This window comes from Devosia sp. GW821-FHT12F11 (genome assembly GCF_058806655.1).
On sequence record NZ_JBXAPX010000010.1, the window covers coordinates 119,842 to 142,512 of the forward strand.

A 22,671-nucleotide genomic window follows, 5' to 3' on the forward strand; every position below is an offset into this window, starting at 1 on the left:
CGGAGCCGAGGACTCCGGAAGACCAAGAAACCGAAGACCCAACGACTACTTGTGATTGAGGAGACACATCGTGAAGTTTACGCACGCTTTGGCTGCCCTGGCGCTCGCCGGCACCGCCATCCTGTCCACCGCCAGCTTCGCCCAAGAGCAGGTGAACCTGACCTGGCAGATGTGGGGTGACGAGAAGGATACCCCGCTGTTCCAGAGCCTCGCCGACCTGGTGACGGCCGAATACCCCAACATCAAGGTGACGCCGCAATTCTCCGGCTGGACCGATTACTGGACCCGCCTGCCGGTGCTGGCCTCGTCCGGCCAGATCGCCGACCTCGTCGCCATGCAGTCGATGCGCATGCCCAGCTTCTACGGTGTGCTCGAGCCGCTCGATCCGTTCATCGCCGCCGACAACTTCGACAAGTCGGTGTTCGAACCCTCGATCATCAGCGGCCTGTCGCAGGATGGCGTGCAATACGCCCTGCCCTATGACGTCGGCCCGTGGCTGATGTTCTACAACCGCGACAAGTTCGCCGAGGCCGGCATTGCCGAACCCAAGCCCGACTGGACCTTCGACGATTTCAAGGCCGCCGCCGAGAAGCTGACCAGCGGCGACAATTTCGGCTACGCCGTGCAGGCCTTCGATTTCATCGCCCAGCCGGTCGCCCTCGGGGCCGAGTATTTCAACGATGCCAACCAGTTCGACCTGACCAACCCCGGCTATGCCGCGGCAGTCGGCAAGCTCGTCGACCTCGTCGCGGTCGCCAAGGCCTCGCCGGTCTTTGCCTCGGGTGCCGGCGCCCAGACCGGCAGCGGGCGCTTTGCCGCCGGCAACGCCGCCATGGTGATCGACGGTCCCTGGTCGCTGCTGACCACGCAGGCCTCAGTCGGCTTCAAGGTCGGCGTCGCGCCGCTGCCGCGCGGCGAAGGCCCGTCGCGCTACATCACTGCCGGCTCGGGCTGGGGCATCTCGGCCGCCAGCCAGCACAAGGACGAGGCCTATAAGGCGCTGAAGGTGCTGACCGGTCCCAAGGCCGCGGAGATCCTCGCCTCGGCCGGTCGTGCGCTCCCCGGCCGCCTCGCCGAGCAGAAGTTCTGGTACGACGTGGCCGCCAAGGATGTCGCCGGCGCCCGCGAGACGCTGCAATACTCCTTCGAGCATTCGACCCCGTTCCGCATCAATGAGAGCTGGAACGAGTTCGAGAACCTGATCACCCAGTATCTCCCGCTGGCGCTCAACGGCGACAACACCACGGACGCGGTGCTGGCCGATATCCAGAGCCAGCTGCCGTAAGTCCCGACGCCCGGCCGGCCCCGAATCCTGCCGGGCGTTACCTACTGCAATGGCGCTGTCACAGGCGCCGCGAGGGAGGAGGTGCCCATGACGCTTATCCAGGATACCGCGGTCGCGACCAGCGCCCCGGCCGCCCGCCAATCGAGGCGCCGTGGACGACGCGAGGGCCGCACGGCCTTCTTCTTCCTCCTGCCCAGCCTCTTGGGTGTGCTGCTCTTTCTGGTGCTGCCGATCATCGCCTCCCTGGCGCTGAGCTTCACCAACTGGAAGCTGCTCGGCAAACCCGCTTTTGTCGGCATCCAGAACTACGTCCGGCTGTTCACTGCCGACCCGCAATTCTGGACCGTCTTACGCAACACGCTGTTCTTCACCGTCGAATATCTGGTGCTGAACATCATCATCTCGGTGGGGCTCGCGACCTGGATCGCCAGCCTCAAGCGAGGGCAACGGTGGTTCCGGGTGGTGTTTTTCCTCCCCACATTTACACCCGGAATCGCCGTCGCCATCGTCTGGATGCTGATCTTCGCGCCGGGCGGCTTCTTCGATTTCGTCATGAAGTCGCTGTCGCTGGGCGTGCCGAACCTGTTGACCGACCAGACCCTCGCCATGCAGGCGGTGATCATCGTCTCGCTCTGGGCCAATGTCGGCTACAACACCGTGCTGTTCAACGCGGCGCTCGACATGGTGCCGCCCAGCTACCTCGAGGCGGCAAAGATCGATGGCGCCAGCGCCTGGGATCGCTTCTGGAAAATCCGCCTGCCGCTGATCTCCCCCACCCTGTTCTTCGGCACGGTGATGACCGCCATCACCTCGCTGCAGGTGTTCGACCAGATCTACGTGATGACCCGCGGCGGCCCCGGCAACGCCACCGCCACGCTGGGCTATGCCATCTACCAGCGCGGCTTCCAGAATTTCCAGATGGGCTACGCCTCTTCCATCGCCTGGGTGATGTTCGCGCTGATCATGGCGCTGACCGCCCTCCAGTTCTGGCTGCAGCGCAAGTGGGTGCACTATGACAACTAAGGCCCGGTCCCGGCGCGTCACCCTGGCGCTCGATATCCTCAACCACGGTGCGCTGATCCTCGTAGCGTTGCTGTTCCTGTTCCCGTTCTTCTGGATGGTGTCGAACGCGGTGCGCTCGAACGCCGAGGTGCTGGCCATCCCGGTGCGCATCCTGCCGCAGGAGTTCCAGTGGGACAATTTCGCCAAGACCTGGTCGGAGCTGCCGTTCGGCCGCTTCTTTCTCAACTCGATGGTCGTCGCCGGCAGCGTCACGGTGATCACCGTGGTGGTCTCGTGCCTTGCCGGCTATGCCTTCGCCCGGCTGAAATTCCCCGGCCGCGATGCGCTGCTCTTGGGCTATGTCGGCACGCTCATGGTGCCCTCGATCATGCTGATCATCCCGCTGTTCCTGATCGTCAACAGCCTGGGCATGGTCAACACCTTCCAGGGCGTCATCCTGCCGGTCGCCTTCGGCACCTTCGGGGCGTTCCTGTTGCGCCAGTTCTTCCTCTCGATCCCCGACTCGCTCGAGGAGGCGGCGCTGATCGACGGCGCCTCGCGGCTGCGCATCCTCATCAGCATCATCGTGCCGCTGTCGATGCCGGCCATCGGGCTGCTCTCGCTCTTCACCTTCATCGCCCAGTGGAACAACTTCCTCTGGCCGCTGATCGTCATGACCGGCCAGGAAAACGCCACCCTGCCGGTCGGCCTCACCCACTTCCAGACCCAGCAGGGCACGCAGTGGAACTACATCATGGCCGGCGCCGCCCTCTCCATGCTCCCCGGCATCGTGCTGGCGATCCTGCTGCAGAAGCTGATCTATAACTCGATCGCGCTGAACGCGGGGATGGGTGGGAGGTAGGGGCAAAGCGAAAGACCCTGCGTTCCGCAGGGCCTTCCGGCGAGGTCAGAACTTGTAGCTCAGGCCGACGTTGACCGAGGTCTGGCTCCAACGCGACTCGACCTCATGGCCGAATACGCCCAGATCGTAGGCCTCGGCGCCAAAATCGGTGTAGCGGGCTTCGACCCGCCCGATCCAGTTGGGGGAGAACGCCGTCTCGACGCCTGCTCCGACCGTCCATCCGACATGGGTGTTGGTGTCCGAGACGAGCGGATAGGTGATCGAGTTCGGGTTGCCGACAGCCGAAACTTCAGCACGGGCCACGGCGATACCGGCAGCCCCGTAAAGCAACCACGAGTCGATCGCGAGACCGGCGCGCGCCCGCAACGAGGCCTGCAAGTCACTCTCCATAAACAGCGAACCGCCCAGGCTGATGTTGCCGTTGTAGGTGTTGAAATTCTTGCCGCGCTTCAGGCCGGTGAAGTCCACGTCGCCTTCGAGGCCATAGACGAAACCGCCGCTCTGCCAATTGTGGCCGGCATGGAGCCCGCCCAGCGCGGCACCCGACTGGTCTTCGACCGGCCGCTGCGGCAGCGGATCTTTCCCGCCCTCAGGCAGCGGGGGCAGGTTGTCGCTCTGCTGTCCGCTCACATATCCAAGATGACCGCCGATATAGGCGCCGGACCAGTCGAAAAGCTCTAAATCTACGGGGGCCGCCGGAGACTGGTCGACATCAAGTATCAGGTCTGCAGCAGGAGCTGCGCTCGTAAGACAAATTATTGATAGGACGGCGGTTATAGTTCTATTCATTCCTCACCTGGATATGTTCTTGTTGGATGCGCTCAGGATTGTCGCAAGACATGGCGAGCCGACCGTTAGATTGAGATATGACTAGGACAGATGCCGGCCAGACCGGCTTTCGCCCGTCTCCGGTCGCCTCCAGACAGTATGTTTTCGTGAAATTCCAAACAACGTCACGAAGTTGCACTTCCTGTCACTTCGTGCCGATGCGCCCCGGGATGGGCGGGCGGTAGGACATCCGCCGTCGGTGCACCACGCGTCCCCTCTACATGGCCGCCCTCAGCGCCGCCCGGTACAACCGTGACCTCGAGGCCGTCTACCAGCGCCTGCGCAACGCCGGCGAGCCAGCAAAGGTCGCCCTCACGGCGATCATGCGAAAGCTCGTCGTGCTCGCAAACACCCTGTTCACGCAGAACCGGCCCTGGCAGCCCACCCAACCCAAAACTGTTTGACTGTAAACACAGATGCTTTCCCGCTTGCGGGGGAGGGACGCCGACTGCAAAGCCCGGCGCTTACCCCAAAAACAAACGGGGCGCCGCTCAGGACGCCCCGCTCCGAACCCTGCAATCGATGTGCCTACTTCAGCATGCCCGTCTGCACCGAGCCCTGCAGCTGGCGCTGGAAGATGATGTAGGTCACGAGCACCGGCAGCACGGTGATCACCACAGCGGCGAACAGCGCGCCGAAGTTCACCGCATAGCCCGCCTGCGAGGCGAACGACGCCATGCCCTGGCTCAGCACGTAGTTGGCGGTGTTGGTGTTGAGGGCGATCGGCAGGAGGAACTGGTTCCACAGCCCGAGGAAGTTGAAGATCGCCACCGAGGCGATACCGGGTTTGGCCATCGGCAGCATGATGGTGAAGAAGATGCGCCACGGGCCGGCGCCGTCGATCATTGCCGCCTCGGCGATCTCCTGCGGCAGGGTGCGGAAGAAGGCATAGAGGAAGAACACCGTGAACGGCAGCGCGAACGCCACATAGGTGATGATCAGGCCGGGGAAGGTGTTGAGCAGCCCGAAGCCGCGCAGCGTCTGGAACAGCGGCACCACGGCGAGGAAGATCGGGAAGGTCAGCCCGGCCAGCATCAGGTAGTAGATGATCTTGCTGCCTTTGAACTCGTAGCGCGCCAGGTAATAGGCGCACATCGAGCCCAGCAGCATGACGATGGCTAGCGCGAAGCCGACAACGATCACCGTGTTGAAGAAATAGGTGCCGATCGACGCCGAGGTCCACGCCGACACGTAGTTGTCGAAGTTGAAGCTGGTGGGCAGCGTGAAGGGCGACGCGAAGATCTGCTGCGTCGTCTTGAACGAGCTCATCAGCACCCAGAGCAGGGGCGCGCAGATGATCACCACCCAGGCGATCAGCGCGATGTGCGAAATGGTGGCGACGGTCTTGTCGGTCCAGATGGTCTTTCTCGCCACCGGATGCTCGAACTGCGCCACGGGCTTGGTCGGCGTCGCGACCGCGGCCGAGCGAATGGCGGGCGCTGCGACGATGGCTGCCGGCTTCGACTTGGGCGGACGGCCGGTCCACCAGAACACGAAGAACACCAGCGCGGCAAAGATCAGCGTGATGATCGCCAGCGTCGCGCCCATCGAGGTCGCGTAGCCGAACTTGCCCTTCTTGAAGGCGGTGTTCAGCAGGTGCTGCGAAATCACCACCGTGGAGTTGGCCGGCCCACCGCTCGGGTTGAGCGCCTGCATATAGACGAAGGCGTCGAGCGCCAGGATGCCGAGATAGACGTAAGCGGTGCGGATATTGTCGCGGATCATCGGCACGGTGATCGAGATCGCCGTGCGGAAGCGGCCGGCGCCATCGACGCGCGCCGCCTCGTAGACCTCGGCCGGGATGCCTTTGATCGCCGCGATGAACAGCACCATGTAGAAGCCGACCATCGACCAGGCGATGACGAAGATCGAGGCGCCCATGGCGGTGCGCTCGTCGCCGAGCCAGGCGAAGGACTTGAAGAAATCGAACCCCAGCGCGGTCAGGATACCGTTCAGCAACCCGCTCGAGGGGTCGTACATCTGCGCCCACAGGATGCCGATGACGATCGCCGGCACGGTGTAGGGGAAGAACGAGATCACCCGGTAGATGCCGGAATGCTTGAGACCCTGGATCTCGCCGCGGGTCACCCCGCCAATGGTCACCAGCGTCGCCAGCGTCACCGACAGGATAATGACCAGTGGCGGCAGCACCACCACCAGGACGATTGAGTTGTAGACCGCCTTGGTGAAGACCGGGTCGGTCCACAAGGTGAAATAATTGGCCAGGCCAACGAAGTTCATCTTCTTCGAAAAGCCTGACCAATCGGTCATCGAGTAGTAAAAGGCTTGCACGAATGGCGAGATCACGAAGATCACGTAGATCGCCAGGGGGAGCCCCAGGAACACCAGCGCGAAGCTGGAACTCTCGAGACTCGGAAGTTTCCACCGACGGGTTGTCGTGGCCGGTGCCCTCGCCATCGTGCTGTCCATTACTTCACTTCGACTTTCGTGACGGAGGGATCGTTGTAGACGGCGCTGGTGATCGCCTCGAGCGCGGCGGTGAAGGCTGCCACGTCAAGCTTGCCATCGAGGAAGCTGTTCCAGACGACGAGCTCGTCCTGGTTCGTGCCGTAGAGGTCGAACGAGTTCCAGGTGAAGACGTCGTTGCCGGCGTCCGCGAGGAGCTTCGACTGCGAAACCAGAGCGGTCGAGCCGAAACCGTCGGCCGGCACGGTGTCCTTGACGATGGTCGGGGCGAGCTTCGTCTTGGCGAAGTTCGTCGCGGCTTCCTTCGAGAGCATCGTGCGGAGCAGCTCCTTGCCACCGGCAAGGTTCAGCGCGCCCGCCGGGATGATGAACGGCTCGCCGGCAGTGGCGTGGAGAGCCGTCTTGGGCAGCTTGTCGTTGGCGTCGATCGACAGTTCCGGCATGCCGGTCATCTTGAAGTCCGCCTTGGTGGCCGGCTTCATCTCGTTCTCGATCCACGAACCCGACGGATAGAGCAGGAACGACTGGTCGTTCGACCACTGCGCCTGCGCAGCGGTGAACTGGGTGCCCGCGCCACCCGGCTTCATCATGCCGCCCGAGATGATCTCATGCAGCGCGGTGAAGACGGCCTGGAACGCCGGATGCGACCAGAAGCCCGGGGTGAAGTTGTCGACAGCCAGACGCACTTCGTCGCCGCCCGCCTTGATCGCCGAGGCGACCGCGGTGGTGCGGTAGTAGGTCGCCGCTTCCTTGCCCCAACCGAACAGGTAGAGGCCCTTTTCCTTGGCAACCTTGCCGAGCTCGATCGCTTCGGCCCAGGTGGTCGGCGGGGTCCAGCCATTGGCCTCGAACAGCGAGGCCGAGTACCAGATGCCGTAGACGGTCATCACGTAGTTCAGCGCGACGAACTTGTCGCCGAAGGTGCCCGGCTTCTCGACGCCACCCACCAGGGTGTCGCGGATCTTGGTGCCTTCGAGGCTCGGCGCGTCGAGCACCGAGTTCATGTCTTCGAGCTGGTCGATGATGGCCGCAAAGCCGATGGCCTGCGCACCCGAGTTGTCGATCAGATCCGGCGGGTTGCCGCCGAGGAAACGCGGCTGCAGTTCCTGGGCGATCTGGGTCGACGGCGACACCTTGACGGTGACGGTCGGGTGGTTCTTCTGCACGAGATTGGCGGCGAACTCGACATAGTCGATACCGTAGCCGCCGTTGAAGATCACGGCGTCAACGGTCGAGCCGTCGGCGAGGCCAAACGGATTGGCCGCATCCTGCGCAAACGCGCTGGTCGAACCGAGCAGCCCGCCGAACGGCGCTGCCGCCGCCAGAGCCGTCGTGCCGAGCAAGAAGCTGCGGCGGTCGATGGTCTTTTTGAACATTTAGTTCCTTCCCTTCTCCAAGTATTTAGTCGTTAGGCCCCACGCCAAACGTTTCCGAAATCCCTCAGGATTCCCCACGGATACGCTTGCCGTAAAGATCTTCGAGAGCGCGATTGTGCTCGTCGCCCCCGGGAATATTTGCCGAAATATAGAGCGGCGGCGTCTTGCCGCGCTTGAGCAGCGCTTCCGCCACACCGATGGTGATGCGCTGAGCAATGAATGCTGCAGTGAGCGAGGAGACTGCGCCGACGCCCATGCCACCCTCCAGTTCAAGCGTACTGTCGCCGAAGGGAGCGAGGTTGTCGATGGCGATATCTGCTACTTCCTTGAGGCGCTTGCCGCTCGGATGCTTGGGCGTGACTTTGCTGGTGTGGTCGAAGCTGGTCACCGCCACCACCTTGTGGCCGCGCGCCTTGGCGGCGAGCGCCAGCCCGACGATCGAGCCGTTGACGCCCGAGTTCGAGGCAATGATGAACACGTCGTTCTTGTCGATGTCGTAGAGCGAGAGCAGGTTCTCGGCGACGTTCGGATCGCGCTCCAGCGCCGCGCCACCGAGGATCGACAGGTCCTTGCCGCCGCGCAGCACCAGGGCGCGCAGCGGGATGCGGTTGGCCGCGATCAGCCCGCCGGCCCGGCCGGCGATTTCCATGGCGAAGGCTTCCGAGTGACCGGTGCCGAAGGCCTGCACCACGCCGCCGGCCGCCACGGCGTCGGCCACCAGCGCGATGGTGTCGTCGATCGCCTGGTTCGGGCCGGCGAGCTTGGCAAGGCGGGTCGAAACTTCGGTATGAAACTGCGTAGTCAGGTCGGTCATAATCACTCGGTTCCGTTAGGTCTGGGCCGTCGCGCGGCGCGCGGCAGTGCTAGGCAAGGCGCCACCCCGCATCGGGCGGCGGCGCGGCGCCACCGCGGCGCCGGAGGCGGCGAGGAAGCGCGTCGTGCGGTCGAAATTCGACTGCGCGATCAACAGGTAGAGCAGGTCCACCACGAACAGCTGGCAGTGCCGCGCCGACAGGTCCGCCGGCTGCAGGTAGCCATCGGGCGAAGCGGCGATCAGCACGTCATGGGCGAGCCGGGCGAGCGGCGAATCCGGGTTACCGGTGATCGCCACGGTATGGGCGCCCGACGCCTTGGCGACGGTCAGCATCTGGATGGTTTCGTCGGTGCGGCCGGTGTTGGAGATGCCGATGGCGACGCATCGATCATCGAGTATGGCGGCGCTGGTCAGCCCGTTATGCACCTCGGCCCAGGTATGGACGTTGACCCCGATGCGATAGAGCCGCGCCTCGGTCTCGAGCGCCGTCAGCGCGCTGCCGCCGACGCCATAGACGTCGAGCTGCCGGGCGTTGACGATCGCCTGCGCCACGCGGATCGCGGTGGGCATATCGAGCAGCCCCGCCGTGGTCTGCAGCGACAGCACGTGGGTGTTGAGCAGGGCGTTGCGGATTTCGTCCGGGGAGTCGTCGGGGCCGAAGGAGCGGCCGATTTCGCCGATCCACGCCGCCTTGGCGCCGCCGCGGCCGACATCCTCGGCGATGCCGACGCGCAGTTGCGCGTAACCGCCATAGCCGATCATCCGGCAGAAACGCGTGACGCTGGCGGCCGAGGTCCCGGCCCGCTCGGCCAGATCAGTGATCGAGAGGTTCAGCGGCGCCTTGGGATCGTCAATGAGCACCGCTGCGATTTTCGCCATCGTACCCGGCATCTGGGACTGGTAAGTCCTGATCCGGTCCAGAACGCTGAACGTCTTTGCGATGGCGGTCATCTATGTTAGGAGCCCATACCCTGAAAATCACTCTCAAGAAGGCCGCTGTGCGGATGAAAACAATTCTTATCCAGCAATTTTCACGAAGGCAAGCGGGTCGATAACGCGATGAACAAGGCGTTGCTCGCCATCGATGTGGGCGGTTCCACATCGCGCGCCACTCTGGTCGATCATGCCGGCCGTTGCCTCGGCCAGGGCCGTAACCGCGGCGGCAATCCGGCCTCCAACACCCCGGAACAGGCGGCTTCCGCCATCATTTCGGCCGTCGAGGCCGCCGTCGCCGATGCCGGCGGGCCCCTCGATATCGAGCTGGCGCTGATCGCGCTGGCCGGCCCCCGCGCCCATGTCGCGCAGGATCGGCTCGAAGCGGCGTTCCGTGAAAATGGGCTTTCGGGCCCGCTGGTCTTCGCCGGCGACCTTGAGGCCATGCTCGCCTCGGTCACCGCCGCCCGCGACGGCTATTGCATCGTCGCCGGCACCGGCGCCGGTGCGGTGCGGGTCCGCAACGGCAGTATCGAAGCGGTGGTCGATGCCGCCGGCTGGCTGCTCGGCGATCTCGGCTCGGGCTACTGGCTCGGCCATCATGCGGCGATCGCCGTGACCGCCGACCTCGAAGGCCGCGGCCCGAAAACCGCGCTGACCGCCGCACTGCTCGGCGCCTTCGGCATCGCCTTCACCGAGGAAAAAGCCTTCACCGGCCGGCAGGTCTGCCTGCAGCAATTCGTCGACGCGGTCTACAAACTCCGCCCGATCGAGCTGGCCCGCTTCGCCCCACTGGTCATCGCCAACCGTACCGACCCGGTCGCCGCTGCGCTGCTGGCGCAGTCCGAGGCCTATCTCCTCGCCGACTTCAAGATGATCTTCGATCCCGGGATGCCCGGTCCCGTAGCGCTCGGCGGCGGCATCGCCCCGCATCTGCTGACGCTCCCTGCCGCCGTCTCCGAAGTGATGCGCGCCGCCGGCCACACCCCCGACGTCCGCATCGCCGGCGACGGCTCGGTCGGCGCGGTGGTGCTGGCGCTGCGGGCGACCGGCATTGCGGTGGACGACAGCACGGTCGCGACCGTGGCGGCGTCGATGGCGGAACGTGCAGCGAAGCCAGCGGTGTCGGCCTAGGGGCGCGACCCGGCCTATGCCAGGGCCCTTCCCCACCCACCGGCTGTCATCCCAGCGAAAGCTGGGACCCATTTCTCCAATTGCGCCAGCTGCGAGTTGGGTCCCAGATTTCGCTGGGATGACACCGAGTTTGGGGAAAGTGCAGTGGGTCAGCTCGACCACCAGCGCCACCAGATGGGGGCGTGACTAACACCACCCCATCCCCACCCACGGTGTCACCCCGGCGAAGGCCGGGGCCCATCCTGAGGTGTCGCGGCTAAAGCGCCCCCTCTCCCTCTGGGGGAGAGGGTTAGGGTGAGGGTGAGGGTGAGGGTGAGGGTGAGGGGGGCCTTGCCGCAAACACCAAGCTTGGGGAAGGCCCCCTCACCCGCCCCTACCCGCTTGCCCAAGCGATTGTTGTCTGACAGCTTTGCCCAAAACAAGCCAAGCCGTGCCTGTGGGAGGGCCCCGCCGTGTCTGTCACTGTTTCCACCCGTCGCCGCGTCGGGCGCACCGCACTGGAGCTGCCGGTGTTCGGTTTCGGCGCCGCGCATCTGGGCGAGCTCTACGCCAAACTGGACGAAGCCGAGTCGCAGGCGACCCTGGCCGCCGCCTGGGAGGCCGGCGTGCGCTTTTACGACACGGCGCCCTGGTATGGCCGCGGCCTCTCCGAGCACCGGCTCGGCGGCTTCCTCCGCACCCGGCCGCGTAACGAGTTCATCGTCAACACCAAGGTCGGCCGCATCCTCCACCGCCCCGCCGAACCCGCGACGTTCAGCACCGCGCCCTGGGCCGGCGGCCTGCCCTTCGAAGTGGAGTTCAACTACACCCATGATGGGGTGATGCGGGCTTATGAGCAGGTGCTGCAGCGGCTGGCGCTCAACACCGTGGATTCCCTGGTGATCCATGACCTCGACACCATGTTCCACACCCCCGAACTGGTGAGGGGGTACCTGAAGCAACTGACCGATGGCGGTGGGCTCAAGGCGCTGCAGGAACTGAAGGCCGCCGGAGACATCAAGGCGATCGGCGTCGGCAATAACGTCCCCGGCAATCTCGACGAGATGCTCGCTGCCATCGACGTCGATTTCGCCATCGTCGCCATGCCCTACACCCTGCTCGACCAGGGTGTGCTCGATACCTCGATGCAACGCTGCCTCGATCGCGGCATCAGCGTCATCATCGGCGCCCCCTTCGCCTCCGGCATCCTCGTCACTGGCTCAGGCGCCGGCGCCATGTACGCCTATGGCAAGGCCTCGCCCGAAGTGCAGGCGAAAGTTCGCGGCATCGAGGCGGTGTGCAAAGCCCATAGCGTCAGCATGCCGGTAGCGGCGCTGCAGTTTCCGCTGGCGCATCCGGCCGTGGTTTCGGTGATCCCGGGCGCGGCCAAGCCATCCGAAGTGCAGGCGAATGTCGCCGCGCTCGCGGTGCAGATCCCTGCCGCGTTCTGGTCGGATCTGAAGGCGCAAGGCCTGCTGGCGGCAAACGCGCCGGTGCCCACGAACTAAAGCTCGCAGTCGGCGCCCCTCTCCCGCTGTCGAGTATCGTGGCAGCAGAACCGACAGGCTGGTGCGTAAAGAGCACCCCCACCCCTGTCCCCCTCCCCGCAAGGGGGAGGGAGACGCCTCCACCAGCCTCAGTGTTTTGGTCTCCTCCCCCCTTGCGGGGGAGGGACAGGGTGGGGGGTATCTGTGCACACCGAACTATCCCCATGCCGCTTGCGCTTACTCCCGTAAACGGGAGAGGGCCGCCGACTGCAAGCTTCGTGACTAATCCAGCTCCCGCACCCGCAGCGCCAGGTACGGCCGGCTCGGCAGTTCCACCCCGAACGCTGCGTCGGCCTTGCCGCCCCGCACCACCTCGCCGTGCCGCGTCGGGTGCGGCACCAAAGCGGCAATCCGCTTGGCCGGCGTCACCGTCATCGCCCAGGTGTCGATGAGATCGACCTGGTAATTGCCGTCTTCCTTCGGCAGCCCGGTGGTCCACTGGTTGGGCTGGTGCTCGCCGAAATAGATGTAGCTGACCTTGCCGTCGCGGGCCCCGGAGATGCGGCTCCACGGCCAGGAGGCATTGTGCCCCATCGGCGTCAGCCCGTCCGTCGCATCTTCCTCGACGATGGCGCGCAGGAACCCGATGCGCTTCCAGGCTTCGCCATGGAGCTTGCCGCCCTTGGCCCACCAGATCAGGTCGTCGGGGTCGGCATAGGTCTCGCCATGCCCGGCATAGCCGCCGCGCATTACCGTGGTCCAGAACCGGTGGGTCAGTTCCTGGGCGGTGATATTGCCCCAGCTCGGCCAGATATTGCCTTCGTATTCCGGCTCGTCGTTGACCACCGGCTTGCCATACTGCTCGCGCCATTCCGGGGTGCGCTTCACATCCCAGTTCTGGATGCAGACATGGCTGACCCAGGCCTTGCGATGGTCGAAATTCATCGACTGGTCGCCATTGTGGATCGACTTCAGGTGGCCGTAGGGGTCGTTCTCTTCGAGGATGTGGAAGTAGCGGTCCCACTGCGCCACCGGCTTGGTGTCGAGCAGGAAATCGTATTCGTTGGCGAGCGCCCACCAGACGTTGGAATAGGCCGCGAGCCGGGCCGCCAGATAGGCGACGTAGCGGAAATCCTGCTCCGCCGACATGTTCGAATAGCCCCAGCGGTCATAGGGGTGGAAGATGATCAGGTCGGCCTCGATCCCCATGTCGCGGAGTTTCCCGACCTGCTGCTCGAAATGCTGGAACGCTTTGGGGTTGGGCCGGTCGAAGTCGAGCTTGCCGTGGGCGCCACTCAGATAGACGTCCTGCAGCGGTTCGTTGGTGTTGAACGGATAATCCTTGGGAAACACCCCCATGCGGATCTTGTTGAACTTCGCCTGCGCCAGCGTCTCCAGCGTTTCGGCCTGCATGGCGAGCGGCTGGTGCGTCCAGGCATAGCAGGTGGTGCCGAACGGCACGTAAGGCGTGCCGTCGGCATGGGCGAAGTGGAACTTGTTTTTGACTGCCACCGGCCCGTGCTGGCCGGGGCGCGCCGCGGTGACGGCAAAACTGCCGGTCTTGCCGTCGAGCGCCGCAGTTTTCGACCGTGTGCGGAACGTCCACTCGCCCTCATGGTCCGGCATGAAGCGGACGCGATAGGTGCCGTCTCCATCGTAGAAACCGGGTACCCGCACTTCGCGCGCATGCTGCGCGAACACTGCGTCGAAGCTCACCTCGAGATAGGGGTTGCCGCTGGCCGGGCCGGCAAAGCTCGCTTCGAAAATATCGTACTTGGCGGTCATGGAGAGATCCTCAGTCGATGCGCTTGAACAGCAGCGCCAGATAGGGTTTCGGCTCGAAATGCAGCACGTCGCCACGCTTGACGCTCGGCGCCAGCGGCGTCTCGGTCATGTTCCAGGTGTCGATCAGCGTGGCGCTGTAGTTCTCGTCGGGCGGCACCGCGACCGTCGCCTCGCTCGGCTGGTTCTCGCCCATGTAGCTCAGGTAATAGCGGTGCGGCTGCCCGGCGGTCGGCCACCAGGCCATGGCCGGGGCCCAGCCCTCTTCGCCCGCCGGTGGCACGAACAGCTGCTGCAGCACCACATTGTCGAGCCCACCCTGCATCGCGATGCGATAGGCGCCGGTGGATTTGATCGGATCGAGTCCGCCCTCGGGCCCCTCCTCCATGATGCGGCGGAGGAAGGCGATGCGCGCAACGCTCTCGCCGATCAGCTTGCCGCCCTTGGCCCACCAGATGGTGTTGGTCTCATTGTTGAAGGTCTCGCCATGGGTGACATAGCCGCCATTGACCACGCCATCCCAGAACCGGCGCACCATCTTCTGGCCGGAGATATTGCCCCAGAGCTCGGCGATCGTCCCCTCGTAGCAGCACTCGTCGATCGAGACCGGCTTGCCGTATTTCTCGCGCCACACCGCCGACAGGTTGGCACTCGAGCGCTGGATCGAGGCATGGGTGATGCGCGGGTGGTTGTGGTCGTAGAACTTGAAGCAGTTATGCACCGACAGCAGGTGCCCGAAGGGGTCGTTGTCGGCGGTGATGTTGATGAAGCGATCCCAGTCTTGCGGGGTCTTTTGCGGCATCAGGTCGTATTCATTGGCCATCGACCACCACACATTGGGGAAGGCCGCGAGCCGCGCCGTGAGATAGCGCAGGTACCGGTCATCCTCGGCCGGCGACATGCGCGAAAAACCCCAGCGGTCATAGGGGTGGAAGACGATCAGGTCGGCTTCGACGCCGATCTCCGCCAGCTGCTTGATGCGCTGCTCGAGGTGCTGGAAATAGGCCGGCTCAAACTGAGAAAAGTCGAACTTCCAGCCATACTTGTCGGCCCCGGCAAAGCTGCCGTCCCACTTGCTCTTGCCGGCGCTCACGAGCTTGAACGGATACCGCTCCGGCTCGTTCTCATTGTAGCGATAGTGCTTGGGGAACACGCACATGCGGATCTTGGTGAAGGGCGCCTTGGCGAGGCTCGCGAGCGTCTCCTCCTCCAGCGCATCGCCCTGCAGGTTCCACACATAGGCGGTGGTGCCGATATTGGTGTAGCGCGTGCCATCGGCGTAACGGAAATGGTGCCGGTTGGCGACGCGCACCGGGCCGTGATGCTTGGGCAAGGCCGGGCCGACGTCGAACGTGCCGCTGACGTGGTCCAGCGGGGGCGCATTGCTGCGGGTTTCGTACGTCCATGTCCCCATGGTGTCAGGCAGGAAGCGCAGCTTGTAGACGCCGTCGCCGTCATAGAAGCCATTGACCCGCACCTCGCGCTCGCCCTGGCGGAAGGTGGCGGTGAGCGTAACGTCGAGGAACGGGTTACCCGTGGAGGGGCCGGTGAGGCTCAGCTCCCAGGTGGCCCATAGCGAGGCGGGGGTGGTGGTCATCTGCAACAATCCATTGAATTACAAGTTGAACGCTGTCGCCCCCCTCCCCCTTGAGGGGAGGGGTTGGGGGTGGGGGTGGTGCGGTGATCACAGATGGACCCCACCCCCCGCCCCTCCCCTCAAGGGGGAGGGGAGCAGATCAAGCCGCCACCTTCCGCGGCCGCCAACGGCTCCTTGTCGTCGGGATCGAGCTCAAGAGCAGCTTGGTGTAGTCGTGCTGCGGATCGCCCATCACCTGGCGCGCCGGGCCGAACTCCACCACCACGCCCTTGTTCATCACCGCCACGTAGTCCGAGATGTAATAGGCGGTGGCGAGGTCGTGGGTGATGTAGAGAAAGCTCCGGCCGGCCTCGTCGCGCAACTGCTTGAACAGGTTAATGATGATCATCCGCCGCGACGCGTCGATCATCGACACCGGCTCGTCCGCGACGATGAGCTTGGGCTGCGGGATCAGCGCCCGCGCCACCGAAATGCGCTGCAACTCGCCGCCCGAGAACTGGTTGGTGTACTTACCGCGCACCTCGCCGTATTTCAGCCCGACGCTGCTGAGCGCCGTGGCCACCGCCGCCTCCGCCTGGGCACCATCCATGCCGCCGACGCGCCGCGCCGTTTCATGCAGATACGCATCGACCGGCCGATAGCGGCTGAACGCCTCGAACGGGTTCTGGAAGATCGGTTGCACCAGACCGAGGAACTGCTGCTTCGAAAGCGTCGTGCCTTTGCCGGTCACCACTGTGTCGTAGACGATGGCCCGCCCCGAGCTCGGGGTTTCCAGCCGTAGCAGGGTTTTGGCCAACGTGGTCTTGCCTGAGCCGGATTCCCCGACCACCGCGATCACGACCGGCTTGTCGCTCTCGACCGTGATGTTGACGTCGTTCAGCGCCTTGACCTGGCGGGAGCGCACCAACCCGCCCTGGCGGTAGACCTTGTTCAGGGCTTCGGTCTTCAGGATGACGGTCATGCTGCCGCTCCCACGCTCTCTGTGGGTCGCGCCATGAAATGCCCCGGCTTTACCTCGATCAGTTCCGGCTCCACCCGATAGGCCCGGTCGCCCCCTGCCCCGGCCATGCTGGCGAGCACGCCGCGCATGCTGTCGTCGCCAATGGTGGGAAGCGAGTCGATCAGCATCTTGGTGTAGGGGTGCTGGGGGTCGGCGAAGACGCTTTCGGTATCGCCGTATTCGACCACCCGGCCGGCATACATGATCAGCATCTTGTGGGTGACCTGATAGTGGACGCCCATGTCGTGCGAGACGACGAGGATGGTGTTGCCCATCAGCTCCTGCACTTCCATCAAGAGCAGCAGGATTTCCTTCTGCACCACCACGTCGAGCGCCGTGGTTGGTTCGTCGGCGATGATCAGCTCGGGCTGGAAGAAGGTGGCGAGCGCGATCATCACCCGCTGCCGCATGCCGCCCGACAGCTGATGCGGGTAGGATTCCATCGCTTCGGCCGGCAGGCCGAGCTTGCCGATATAGGCCCGCGCCCGCTCCAGCACCCGCTTCTTGTTGCTGTCGGTGCCGGGGAAATCGGTGAACTGGTCGCGGATGCGGATCACCGGGTTCAGCGAGTTCATCGAGCTCTGCGGAATGTAGGAGATTGACTTGAACCACTCCCGGCGGATGGTCTGGGTGGTCACCGGCAGCCCGTCGCCGCCCTTCATGCCGTACTCGATGCTGCCGCCGCTAAGCGACATCGGCGACTGGATATCGCCATAGATCGCCTTCATCAGCGTGGACTTGCCGCAGCCGGATTCCCCGGCAATGCCGACGATCGAACCGTCCGGAATGGTCAGCGTCACGCCGTTGACCGCTTCGATCACCCGGTTGCCGATGCGGTAGCTGATCCTGAGATCGTTGAGCTTGATCATGCGACACCCCGCTTGTTGGCAAATGCGGCATTGAAGCCGGTCGAGGTCAGGAACAACCCGAGAAACAGCAGGATCGAGGCGACGATCGGCGCCACCAGCCAGGGGTAGTTACCGGTGAACAGCGCGTTGTAGTTGAGCGCCCAGAAGATGATCGAGCCGAGCGTCGGCACCTCGACCTTACTGAGCCCGATCACCGCCAGCGTCGCCTCGGTGTTGACCGCAAAGAGGATCGTGTTGATGAACCCCACCACCATGTAGGCCGAGACGTACGGGAAGATTTCCCGGACGAGGATGTTGAAGGTATTGGCGCCCGAAAATCGCGCCATGTTGATGAACTCGCGCTCGCGTAGCGACAGCGCCATCGAGCGGATGGTGCGGGCGCCCCAGGCCCAGCCGAACACTACGATGATCAGACCCACGGTGAGGAACGAGCTGTTGCCGCGGATCACCGCGCCGAGGATGATCAGGATCGGCAGCAGCGGGATGGTGATGAAGCTGTCCACCACCAGCATCACCACGCGCTCGTAATTGCCGCCGATATAGCCGGCGCTGAGCCCCACCGCGGTGGAGATGATGGTGACGCCGATGCCGACCAGCACGCCGAGGATCAGCGAATTGCGGATGGCGAACACCAGGAACCAGAAAATGTCCTGCCCGATGGCGTTGGTGCCGAGCAGGTGCTCGCCCGACATCGGCATGTTCTTCAAATACGTCGCCTGCAGCGACGGATCGGCGGGCGCAAAGAACGGCAGGACGATACTGCCGACGATGAAGATGGTGACGATGCTCAGCCCGATGGCGAGCCGCGCGTTGAACAGCCACAGGAAACTGTCGCGGCGCTTGGTGGCCGGGATGGCCGGAATGGCGGCGGCACCGGCCGCCGAGGGGCTCTCGGTCGTCATTTGTGGCGGATCCGCGGGTCGAGGAGAGGATAGATGAGGTCGATGACGAGGCCGGCCGTGGCGACGGCGATGATCGAGATGGCGATGGCGCCGTAAAGCACGTTGTAATCGCCGCCGCTCGCCGCGGTGCGCATGATCAGCCCGACGCCCGGATAGGAGAACAGCATCTCGGTGAGCAGCGCGCCGTTGAACACCGTGCCCAGCGACAGCGCCAGCGCCGTCACCTGCGGCAGCATGGCGTTCCGGAACACGTAGCGCACCATGCGGGTCCAGTTCGAGGCGCCCTTCAGCCGCGCATAGGTGACATAGGGCTCCTCGGTGGTCGCCACCGCCAGCGCCTTCATCGAAAGGATGTTCCAGCCGAACCCGGCGAGCACCAGCGTCAGCGCCGGCAGCAGCGAGTTGTAGATCACCATGCCGAATTTCTGCGGCGTCATCTGCCCGACCGGGAAGGTCGGCGACAGCGGGAAGATCGGGAAGATATAGGCGAGCAGCAGGATCACGCTGACCGCGAGGATGTAGTAGGGGATCGGGTAGAGCAGGATCCCCACCACCTCGAGAATGGTCGCCGCCTTCTTGGTGTGGAAATACCCCGCCACCAGCCCGACCATGTTGCCGAGCAGCCAGGCGATCAGCGTCGAGATCAGCAGCAGCCCCAGCGTCCAGGGCAGCGCGTTGAAGATCATCTGGCTGACCGGCTGCGGGTAATAGGTGAAGCTCGGCCCGAAATCGAAATGCAGCACCACCCGCTCGAGATAGCTCAGATACTGGCTGAACAGGTCGCCCTTCAGCCCGTAGAGCTGCTCGAGATTGGCGCGCAGCTGGATGATGTCATCGGCAGTGAGCGCGCCGCTGGCCCGCGCCTGGATCTGGCCGATATAGCCGTCGATCGGGTTGGCCGGCATCAGTCGCGGCAACAGGAAGGTGATCGTCAGCCCGATGAACAGGACCGCGAAATAGAGGCCAACACGCTTGGCCACGTATTGCAGGACACCCATTGGCCCACCTGCTCCGAGAACGAGAAAAGGGAATGGGGCGGCCGGGAGGGAGCCGCCCCACCTGGACCGGCGCTACTTGCCGGTCGGTTCGATGTTGACGATCGTCTTCTTGAACGACGACCACCAGGTGTAGGGCGCAGCGTAGAAGTTCGACTGCTTGGGATAGTTCTTCCAGTAGGTGTTGTTGGTCGGGATCGTCGTCGGGATGTTCATCAGGTTGATGAGCTGCATCCCGCTGGTCAGCTTCTTGGCAATCTCGATGCCATTGGCGACGAACGGCTCGGAGCCGATCTCGAGGCTCTTGGAATCCTGCACCAGCTTGAAGATCTCAGGGTCGGTGACGCGGACATAGTTGCCCTGCAGCGGCTCGTTGGAGTCGGCCGGCTTGACGAAGGCATCGCTGAACGAGTTCCAGCTGTTGAACCAGTTGGAGTTGTAGGTGCACGAGGTCGACCAGTTGACCATCAGGTCGAGCTTGGCGTTGGTGTTCTGCACCGTGGTGAACTCGCCATTGTCGGCCTGACGGGCGGTAACGTTGAACCCCGCCTTCTTCCAGCTGTCGGCGATCGAGAAGCCGGTGCGCTGCATCACCTTGTTCCAGTCGGCCGGGATGACGAAGTCGAGCGTCCACGGCGAACCATCGGGCTTGGCATAGAAGCCGTCCGCGCCCTTCTTGATGCCGACCGAGCCGAGCAGCTTTTCGGCTTCCGCCGGGTCGTACTTCCACCAGCCCTGGCCAAAGCCCTGCTTCACCGCATCGCCGGTGGGCAGGTCCGCTTCCGGAGTGCCCTGCGCCTTCAGCGCCGCCACCATGCCGTCGCCGAACCCGGCGTCGAACGGCTTGTAGCCATCGGAGAGGGTCAGCCCGTTCAGGAATTCCAGCATCGGCTGGTAGAATACCGGGTCGGTGATCGGAGTGTCGGCCATCGGCAGCGCCGACGCCTTGAACTGCCCGCTCACCGCGCTGATCGCCACCTGCTGCAGGTTGACGGTGAGCGCCAGCGCCCAGCGCACCTCGGGCAGGTCATAGGGCGACTTCTGCTGGTTGAAATAGATGCCGTACGAGCAGGCATCGTTCATGTCGTGATAGGGCAGTGTCGGCGAGAAGGTTTCGATCGCCGGGTTACGCGCCTTGGCGGCGGCAATCGAATCCGGGCTCATGAAAGTGTCGACGTCATACTGGTTCTGGACGAACGCCAGGGTGCGCGTCTCCTCGGCGCCGAAATCCTTGTAGAGCACGTATTTCGGCTTCGGCGTGCCGAGGTTCCCCCAGCCCGAACGCTGCCAATCGTCACGCAACTCCCACAGCTGCCAGAAGCCGTTGGGGTCGAACTCCTTGATCTTGTAGGGCCCGAGCGTCACCGCATTGGTGTTCTTGAAGGTGACGACATTGTCGCCCTGCCCTTCGAAGATATGCTTGGGCACCGGCACGAACAGCGAGCCCCAGGTGTAGACGCCGAGCACCGTCTGGAAATCGTAGGCCGGGCTCACCGTCTCGATATCCATGGTGTAGTTGTCGACCTTGGACCAGCTGCCCTCTTTCACGTAATTGGTGGTGCGGGCGACGAAGGTCAGCTTGTCCTTGTACTTGAAGGACGTATCGAGCGTGTAGATCAGGTCGTCGACGGTGAACTCGACCCCGTCGCTCCAGAACACGCCGGGGCGGATCTTGATGCGGAACTTGGTGTGCTCGGGGTTGAGCACTTCCACCGGGCCGGCGGCGAGCTCGGGGTAGGACTGGCCGGTGGCCGTATCCATCTCCCACAGAAAGCTCCAGCCCAGTTCGCGGAAGCCGCGCCAGATCGCATACTGGTTGAGCGGGTTCTGCACATCGGGGTTGGCCGATTTGCCGTCGAAGGTCTGCACGATCAGCGTCTCGTTGCGGGGCGTGCCCACATCGGTCATTTCCTGCGCATAGCTGGCGCCTGCCAGCAGCAGGCCCGCCAGCGGGGCCAGCACGTATCGGCCAAGCCGTACCATTGTCCGTGTCCTCCTCGTTGCCCTGGATCGCCGCCCGGGTCTGGGCCGTAGCGTCCGGGATTAAACCTCGCGGTGGTCGGCCATCGCACAGCCGTGCCTGTCAGCCGGCTTCAGGCCGGCCGGCTGCATGCCGCCGTGATCGAAGGGCTCCTCACCTGCTCCCCTGCCCTCAGGTGCAAACCGGCAACCTGAGGCACATCGCAAACAGACGAGTTCTGTCTGTTTCGCTTTGCTTGCGATTAATGAGGATTACGGAGGTATCGGAGGCAAGTCAATGCCGATTCTCACTGGGATCGCCAGTAAGCGGCGCTTATCCGGTCCGACTCGGCAGCACGTGACAGCGCCCTGCCCCAGCGGTTGACGCTGGAGTAGCGAGACTAAGAGACTGGCAGGTTTAAACTATTTCAGCGAGCGACGATCAGTTCGATGCCGCGGCGCTCGAACTCACGGGCATCCTCATCGCGGATCCCGTCATCGGTAATAAACGAGTGAATCACGTCCAAAGTGCCAAGCCGCGTGAACGAAGTGCGGTTGATCTTGGTCGAATCCGCCACCAGGTAGACGTGCTGCGCCGCCTTGATCATCGCCTGCTTGAGCTGCAGGTCGGCAAAGCTCGGATAGGTGAGTCCCGCCTCGAGCGACACGCCGGCGGTGGCGAGGAACAGCTTGCCGGCGAGGATGTCGCGGAAATATTCTACCGACTTGTCGCCGCTGAGCGACAGGGTCGGCGCCTTGAACTGGCCGCCCGGCATGTGCACGGCAAAGCCCGGCACCGCGCCGAGGATCAGCGCGATGTTGAGCGCATTGGTGATCACCGTCAGCTCGCGCCGCTGTAAGAGGCCATGGGCGACCTCGGTGGTGGTCGAGCCGGCATCGAGGATGATCGTTTCGCCATCGCCGACCAGCGATGCGGCCCGCACCCCGATCCTGCGCTTTTTGTCCATATTCTCAAGGTGTTGCAGGCTCAGCGTCTCGACCTGTCGGGGCAGCGTCTTGAGAAAGGCGCCGCCATGCTCCCTGGTGATGTAGCCGTCGGCTTCCAGCCGCTCGAGATCCTGCCGGATCGTCGCTTCGCTGACTTCGAACGCAGCCGAGAGGTCGCGCACCCGGGCGCTGCCCTCTTCCTGCAGCCATTCGAGAATCTTGCGCCGCCGCGGCTCGGCCAACAGCCCGCTCAGCGTGCCGGCGTCGACGCCGCCGCCTGCCTTGCGGTCCTGCCGGCGGATGCTCTTCTGCTCGTTCATCTCTCAGGCGCGCCTCTGCTGACCTTCTGGCAAATTACCGTGGCGGTTGGGTTTTCCGCAACCCGCACACTTCGGATATCTAGCGACTATATGCCAAACGAAACCATTCGCAAATTTTCGATAGTGACGAGCGGCAAACAATCGGTTAGTTGTCGCAGCAAGATGCATGGGA

18 protein-coding genes and 1 pseudogene are annotated in these 22,671 nt (G+C 64.1%); 6 read left to right on the forward strand and 13 right to left on the reverse strand.

What is annotated here, in order from left to right; translation table 11 throughout:
- The first annotated feature begins 70 nt into the window (after window positions 1-70).
- The 3 genes from AC1ROK_RS25615 to AC1ROK_RS25625 all read left to right on the forward strand — a co-directional run bounded on the left by AC1ROK_RS25615 (window position 71) and on the right by AC1ROK_RS25625 (window position 3,149).
- Window positions 71-1,285: an ABC transporter substrate-binding protein gene (locus AC1ROK_RS25615; protein WP_492852231.1), complete on the forward strand. Its 1,215-nt coding sequence runs from the start codon at window positions 71-73 to the stop codon at window positions 1,283-1,285.
- 87 nt (window positions 1,286-1,372) lie between these two features.
- Entirely contained in the window at window positions 1,373-2,308 is a 936-nt protein-coding gene (locus AC1ROK_RS25620) for a carbohydrate ABC transporter permease (RefSeq protein WP_492852233.1), read from the forward strand.
- On the forward strand, window positions 2,298-3,149 hold the full coding sequence (locus tag AC1ROK_RS25625) for a carbohydrate ABC transporter permease (RefSeq protein ID WP_492852235.1): 852 nt from the start codon (window positions 2,298-2,300) through the stop codon (window positions 3,147-3,149). Before AC1ROK_RS25620 ends, AC1ROK_RS25625 begins: the two co-directional genes overlap by 11 nt.
- Before the next feature lie 45 nt (window positions 3,150-3,194).
- Here AC1ROK_RS25625 and AC1ROK_RS25630 read toward each other — a convergent pair whose 3' ends face one another.
- Window positions 3,195-3,938 (reverse strand): outer membrane protein, encoded by a 744-nt coding sequence (locus tag AC1ROK_RS25630; protein ID WP_492852237.1) that lies wholly within the window; start codon window positions 3,936-3,938, stop codon window positions 3,195-3,197.
- Between the two features lie 248 nt (window positions 3,939-4,186).
- On the opposite strand from AC1ROK_RS25630, the pseudogene AC1ROK_RS25635 reads away from it, so the two are divergent.
- Window positions 4,187-4,381, forward strand: a pseudogene (locus AC1ROK_RS25635) (IS110 family transposase); the annotation flags it as partial.
- 124 nt (window positions 4,382-4,505) lie between these two features.
- Here AC1ROK_RS25635 and AC1ROK_RS25640 read toward each other — a convergent pair.
- The 4 genes from AC1ROK_RS25640 to AC1ROK_RS25655 form a co-directional block, all read right to left on the reverse strand.
- Complete coding sequence (locus tag AC1ROK_RS25640) at window positions 4,506-6,395, reverse strand: ABC transporter permease (RefSeq protein WP_492852239.1); 1,890 nt, start codon at window positions 6,393-6,395, stop codon at window positions 4,506-4,508.
- Window positions 6,396-6,406: 11 nt separating this feature from the next.
- Window positions 6,407-7,780 (reverse strand): N-acetylglucosamine/diacetylchitobiose ABC transporter substrate-binding protein, encoded by a 1,374-nt coding sequence (gene ngcE / locus AC1ROK_RS25645; protein ID WP_492852241.1) that lies wholly within the window; start codon window positions 7,778-7,780, stop codon window positions 6,407-6,409.
- Between the two features lie 64 nt (window positions 7,781-7,844).
- A complete protein-coding gene (locus AC1ROK_RS25650; RefSeq protein ID WP_492852243.1) occupies window positions 7,845-8,594 on the reverse strand; it encodes a sugar isomerase domain-containing protein in 750 nt (249 codons plus the stop codon).
- A 15-nt stretch (window positions 8,595-8,609) separates the two neighbouring features.
- Window positions 8,610-9,545: a MurR/RpiR family transcriptional regulator gene (locus tag AC1ROK_RS25655; RefSeq protein ID WP_492852245.1), complete on the reverse strand. Its 936-nt coding sequence runs from the start codon at window positions 9,543-9,545 to the stop codon at window positions 8,610-8,612.
- Between the two features lie 108 nt (window positions 9,546-9,653).
- Here AC1ROK_RS25655 and AC1ROK_RS25660 point away from each other — a divergent pair, with 108 nt between their 5' ends.
- Together AC1ROK_RS25660 and AC1ROK_RS25665 are read left to right on the forward strand one after the other, a co-directional pair.
- Entirely contained in the window at window positions 9,654-10,661 is a 1,008-nt protein-coding gene (locus tag AC1ROK_RS25660; RefSeq protein WP_492852247.1) for an N-acetylglucosamine kinase, read from the forward strand.
- A 452-nt stretch (window positions 10,662-11,113) separates the two neighbouring features.
- The gene (locus tag AC1ROK_RS25665; protein ID WP_492852249.1) at window positions 11,114-12,148 is read left to right on the forward strand and encodes an aldo/keto reductase; all 1,035 of its coding nucleotides are present in this window, start codon (window positions 11,114-11,116) and stop codon (window positions 12,146-12,148) included.
- A 261-nt stretch (window positions 12,149-12,409) separates the two neighbouring features.
- Here the strand turns inward: AC1ROK_RS25665 and AC1ROK_RS25670 are convergent, their stop codons facing one another.
- The 8 genes from AC1ROK_RS25670 to AC1ROK_RS25705 form a co-directional block, all read right to left on the reverse strand.
- A complete protein-coding gene (locus AC1ROK_RS25670) occupies window positions 12,410-13,912 on the reverse strand; it encodes a DUF5060 domain-containing protein (protein WP_492852251.1) in 1,503 nt (500 codons plus the stop codon).
- Between the two features lie 10 nt (window positions 13,913-13,922).
- Window positions 13,923-15,506 (reverse strand): DUF5060 domain-containing protein, encoded by a 1,584-nt coding sequence (locus AC1ROK_RS25675; RefSeq protein ID WP_492852253.1) that lies wholly within the window; start codon window positions 15,504-15,506, stop codon window positions 13,923-13,925.
- Window positions 15,507-15,645: 139 nt separating this feature from the next.
- Complete coding sequence (locus AC1ROK_RS25680) at window positions 15,646-16,467, reverse strand: ABC transporter ATP-binding protein (protein ID WP_492852255.1); 822 nt, start codon at window positions 16,465-16,467, stop codon at window positions 15,646-15,648.
- Window positions 16,464-17,375 (reverse strand): ABC transporter ATP-binding protein, encoded by a 912-nt coding sequence (locus AC1ROK_RS25685; protein WP_492852257.1) that lies wholly within the window; start codon window positions 17,373-17,375, stop codon window positions 16,464-16,466. Before AC1ROK_RS25685 ends, AC1ROK_RS25680 begins: the two co-directional genes overlap by 4 nt.
- A complete protein-coding gene (locus AC1ROK_RS25690; protein ID WP_492852259.1) occupies window positions 17,372-18,277 on the reverse strand; it encodes an ABC transporter permease in 906 nt (301 codons plus the stop codon). The genes AC1ROK_RS25685 and AC1ROK_RS25690 overlap by 4 nt, the downstream gene beginning before the upstream one ends.
- On the reverse strand, window positions 18,274-19,275 hold the full coding sequence (locus AC1ROK_RS25695) for an ABC transporter permease (protein WP_492852261.1): 1,002 nt from the start codon (window positions 19,273-19,275) through the stop codon (window positions 18,274-18,276). Before AC1ROK_RS25695 ends, AC1ROK_RS25690 begins: the two co-directional genes overlap by 4 nt.
- A gap of 72 nt (window positions 19,276-19,347) precedes the next feature.
- Window positions 19,348-21,255, reverse strand: a complete 1,908-nt coding sequence (locus AC1ROK_RS25700) for an ABC transporter substrate-binding protein (RefSeq protein WP_492852263.1) — start codon at window positions 21,253-21,255, stop codon at window positions 19,348-19,350.
- 404 nt (window positions 21,256-21,659) lie between these two features.
- A complete protein-coding gene (locus AC1ROK_RS25705; RefSeq protein WP_492852265.1) occupies window positions 21,660-22,499 on the reverse strand; it encodes a DeoR/GlpR family DNA-binding transcription regulator in 840 nt (279 codons plus the stop codon).
- Window positions 22,500-22,671 lie beyond the last annotated feature (172 nt).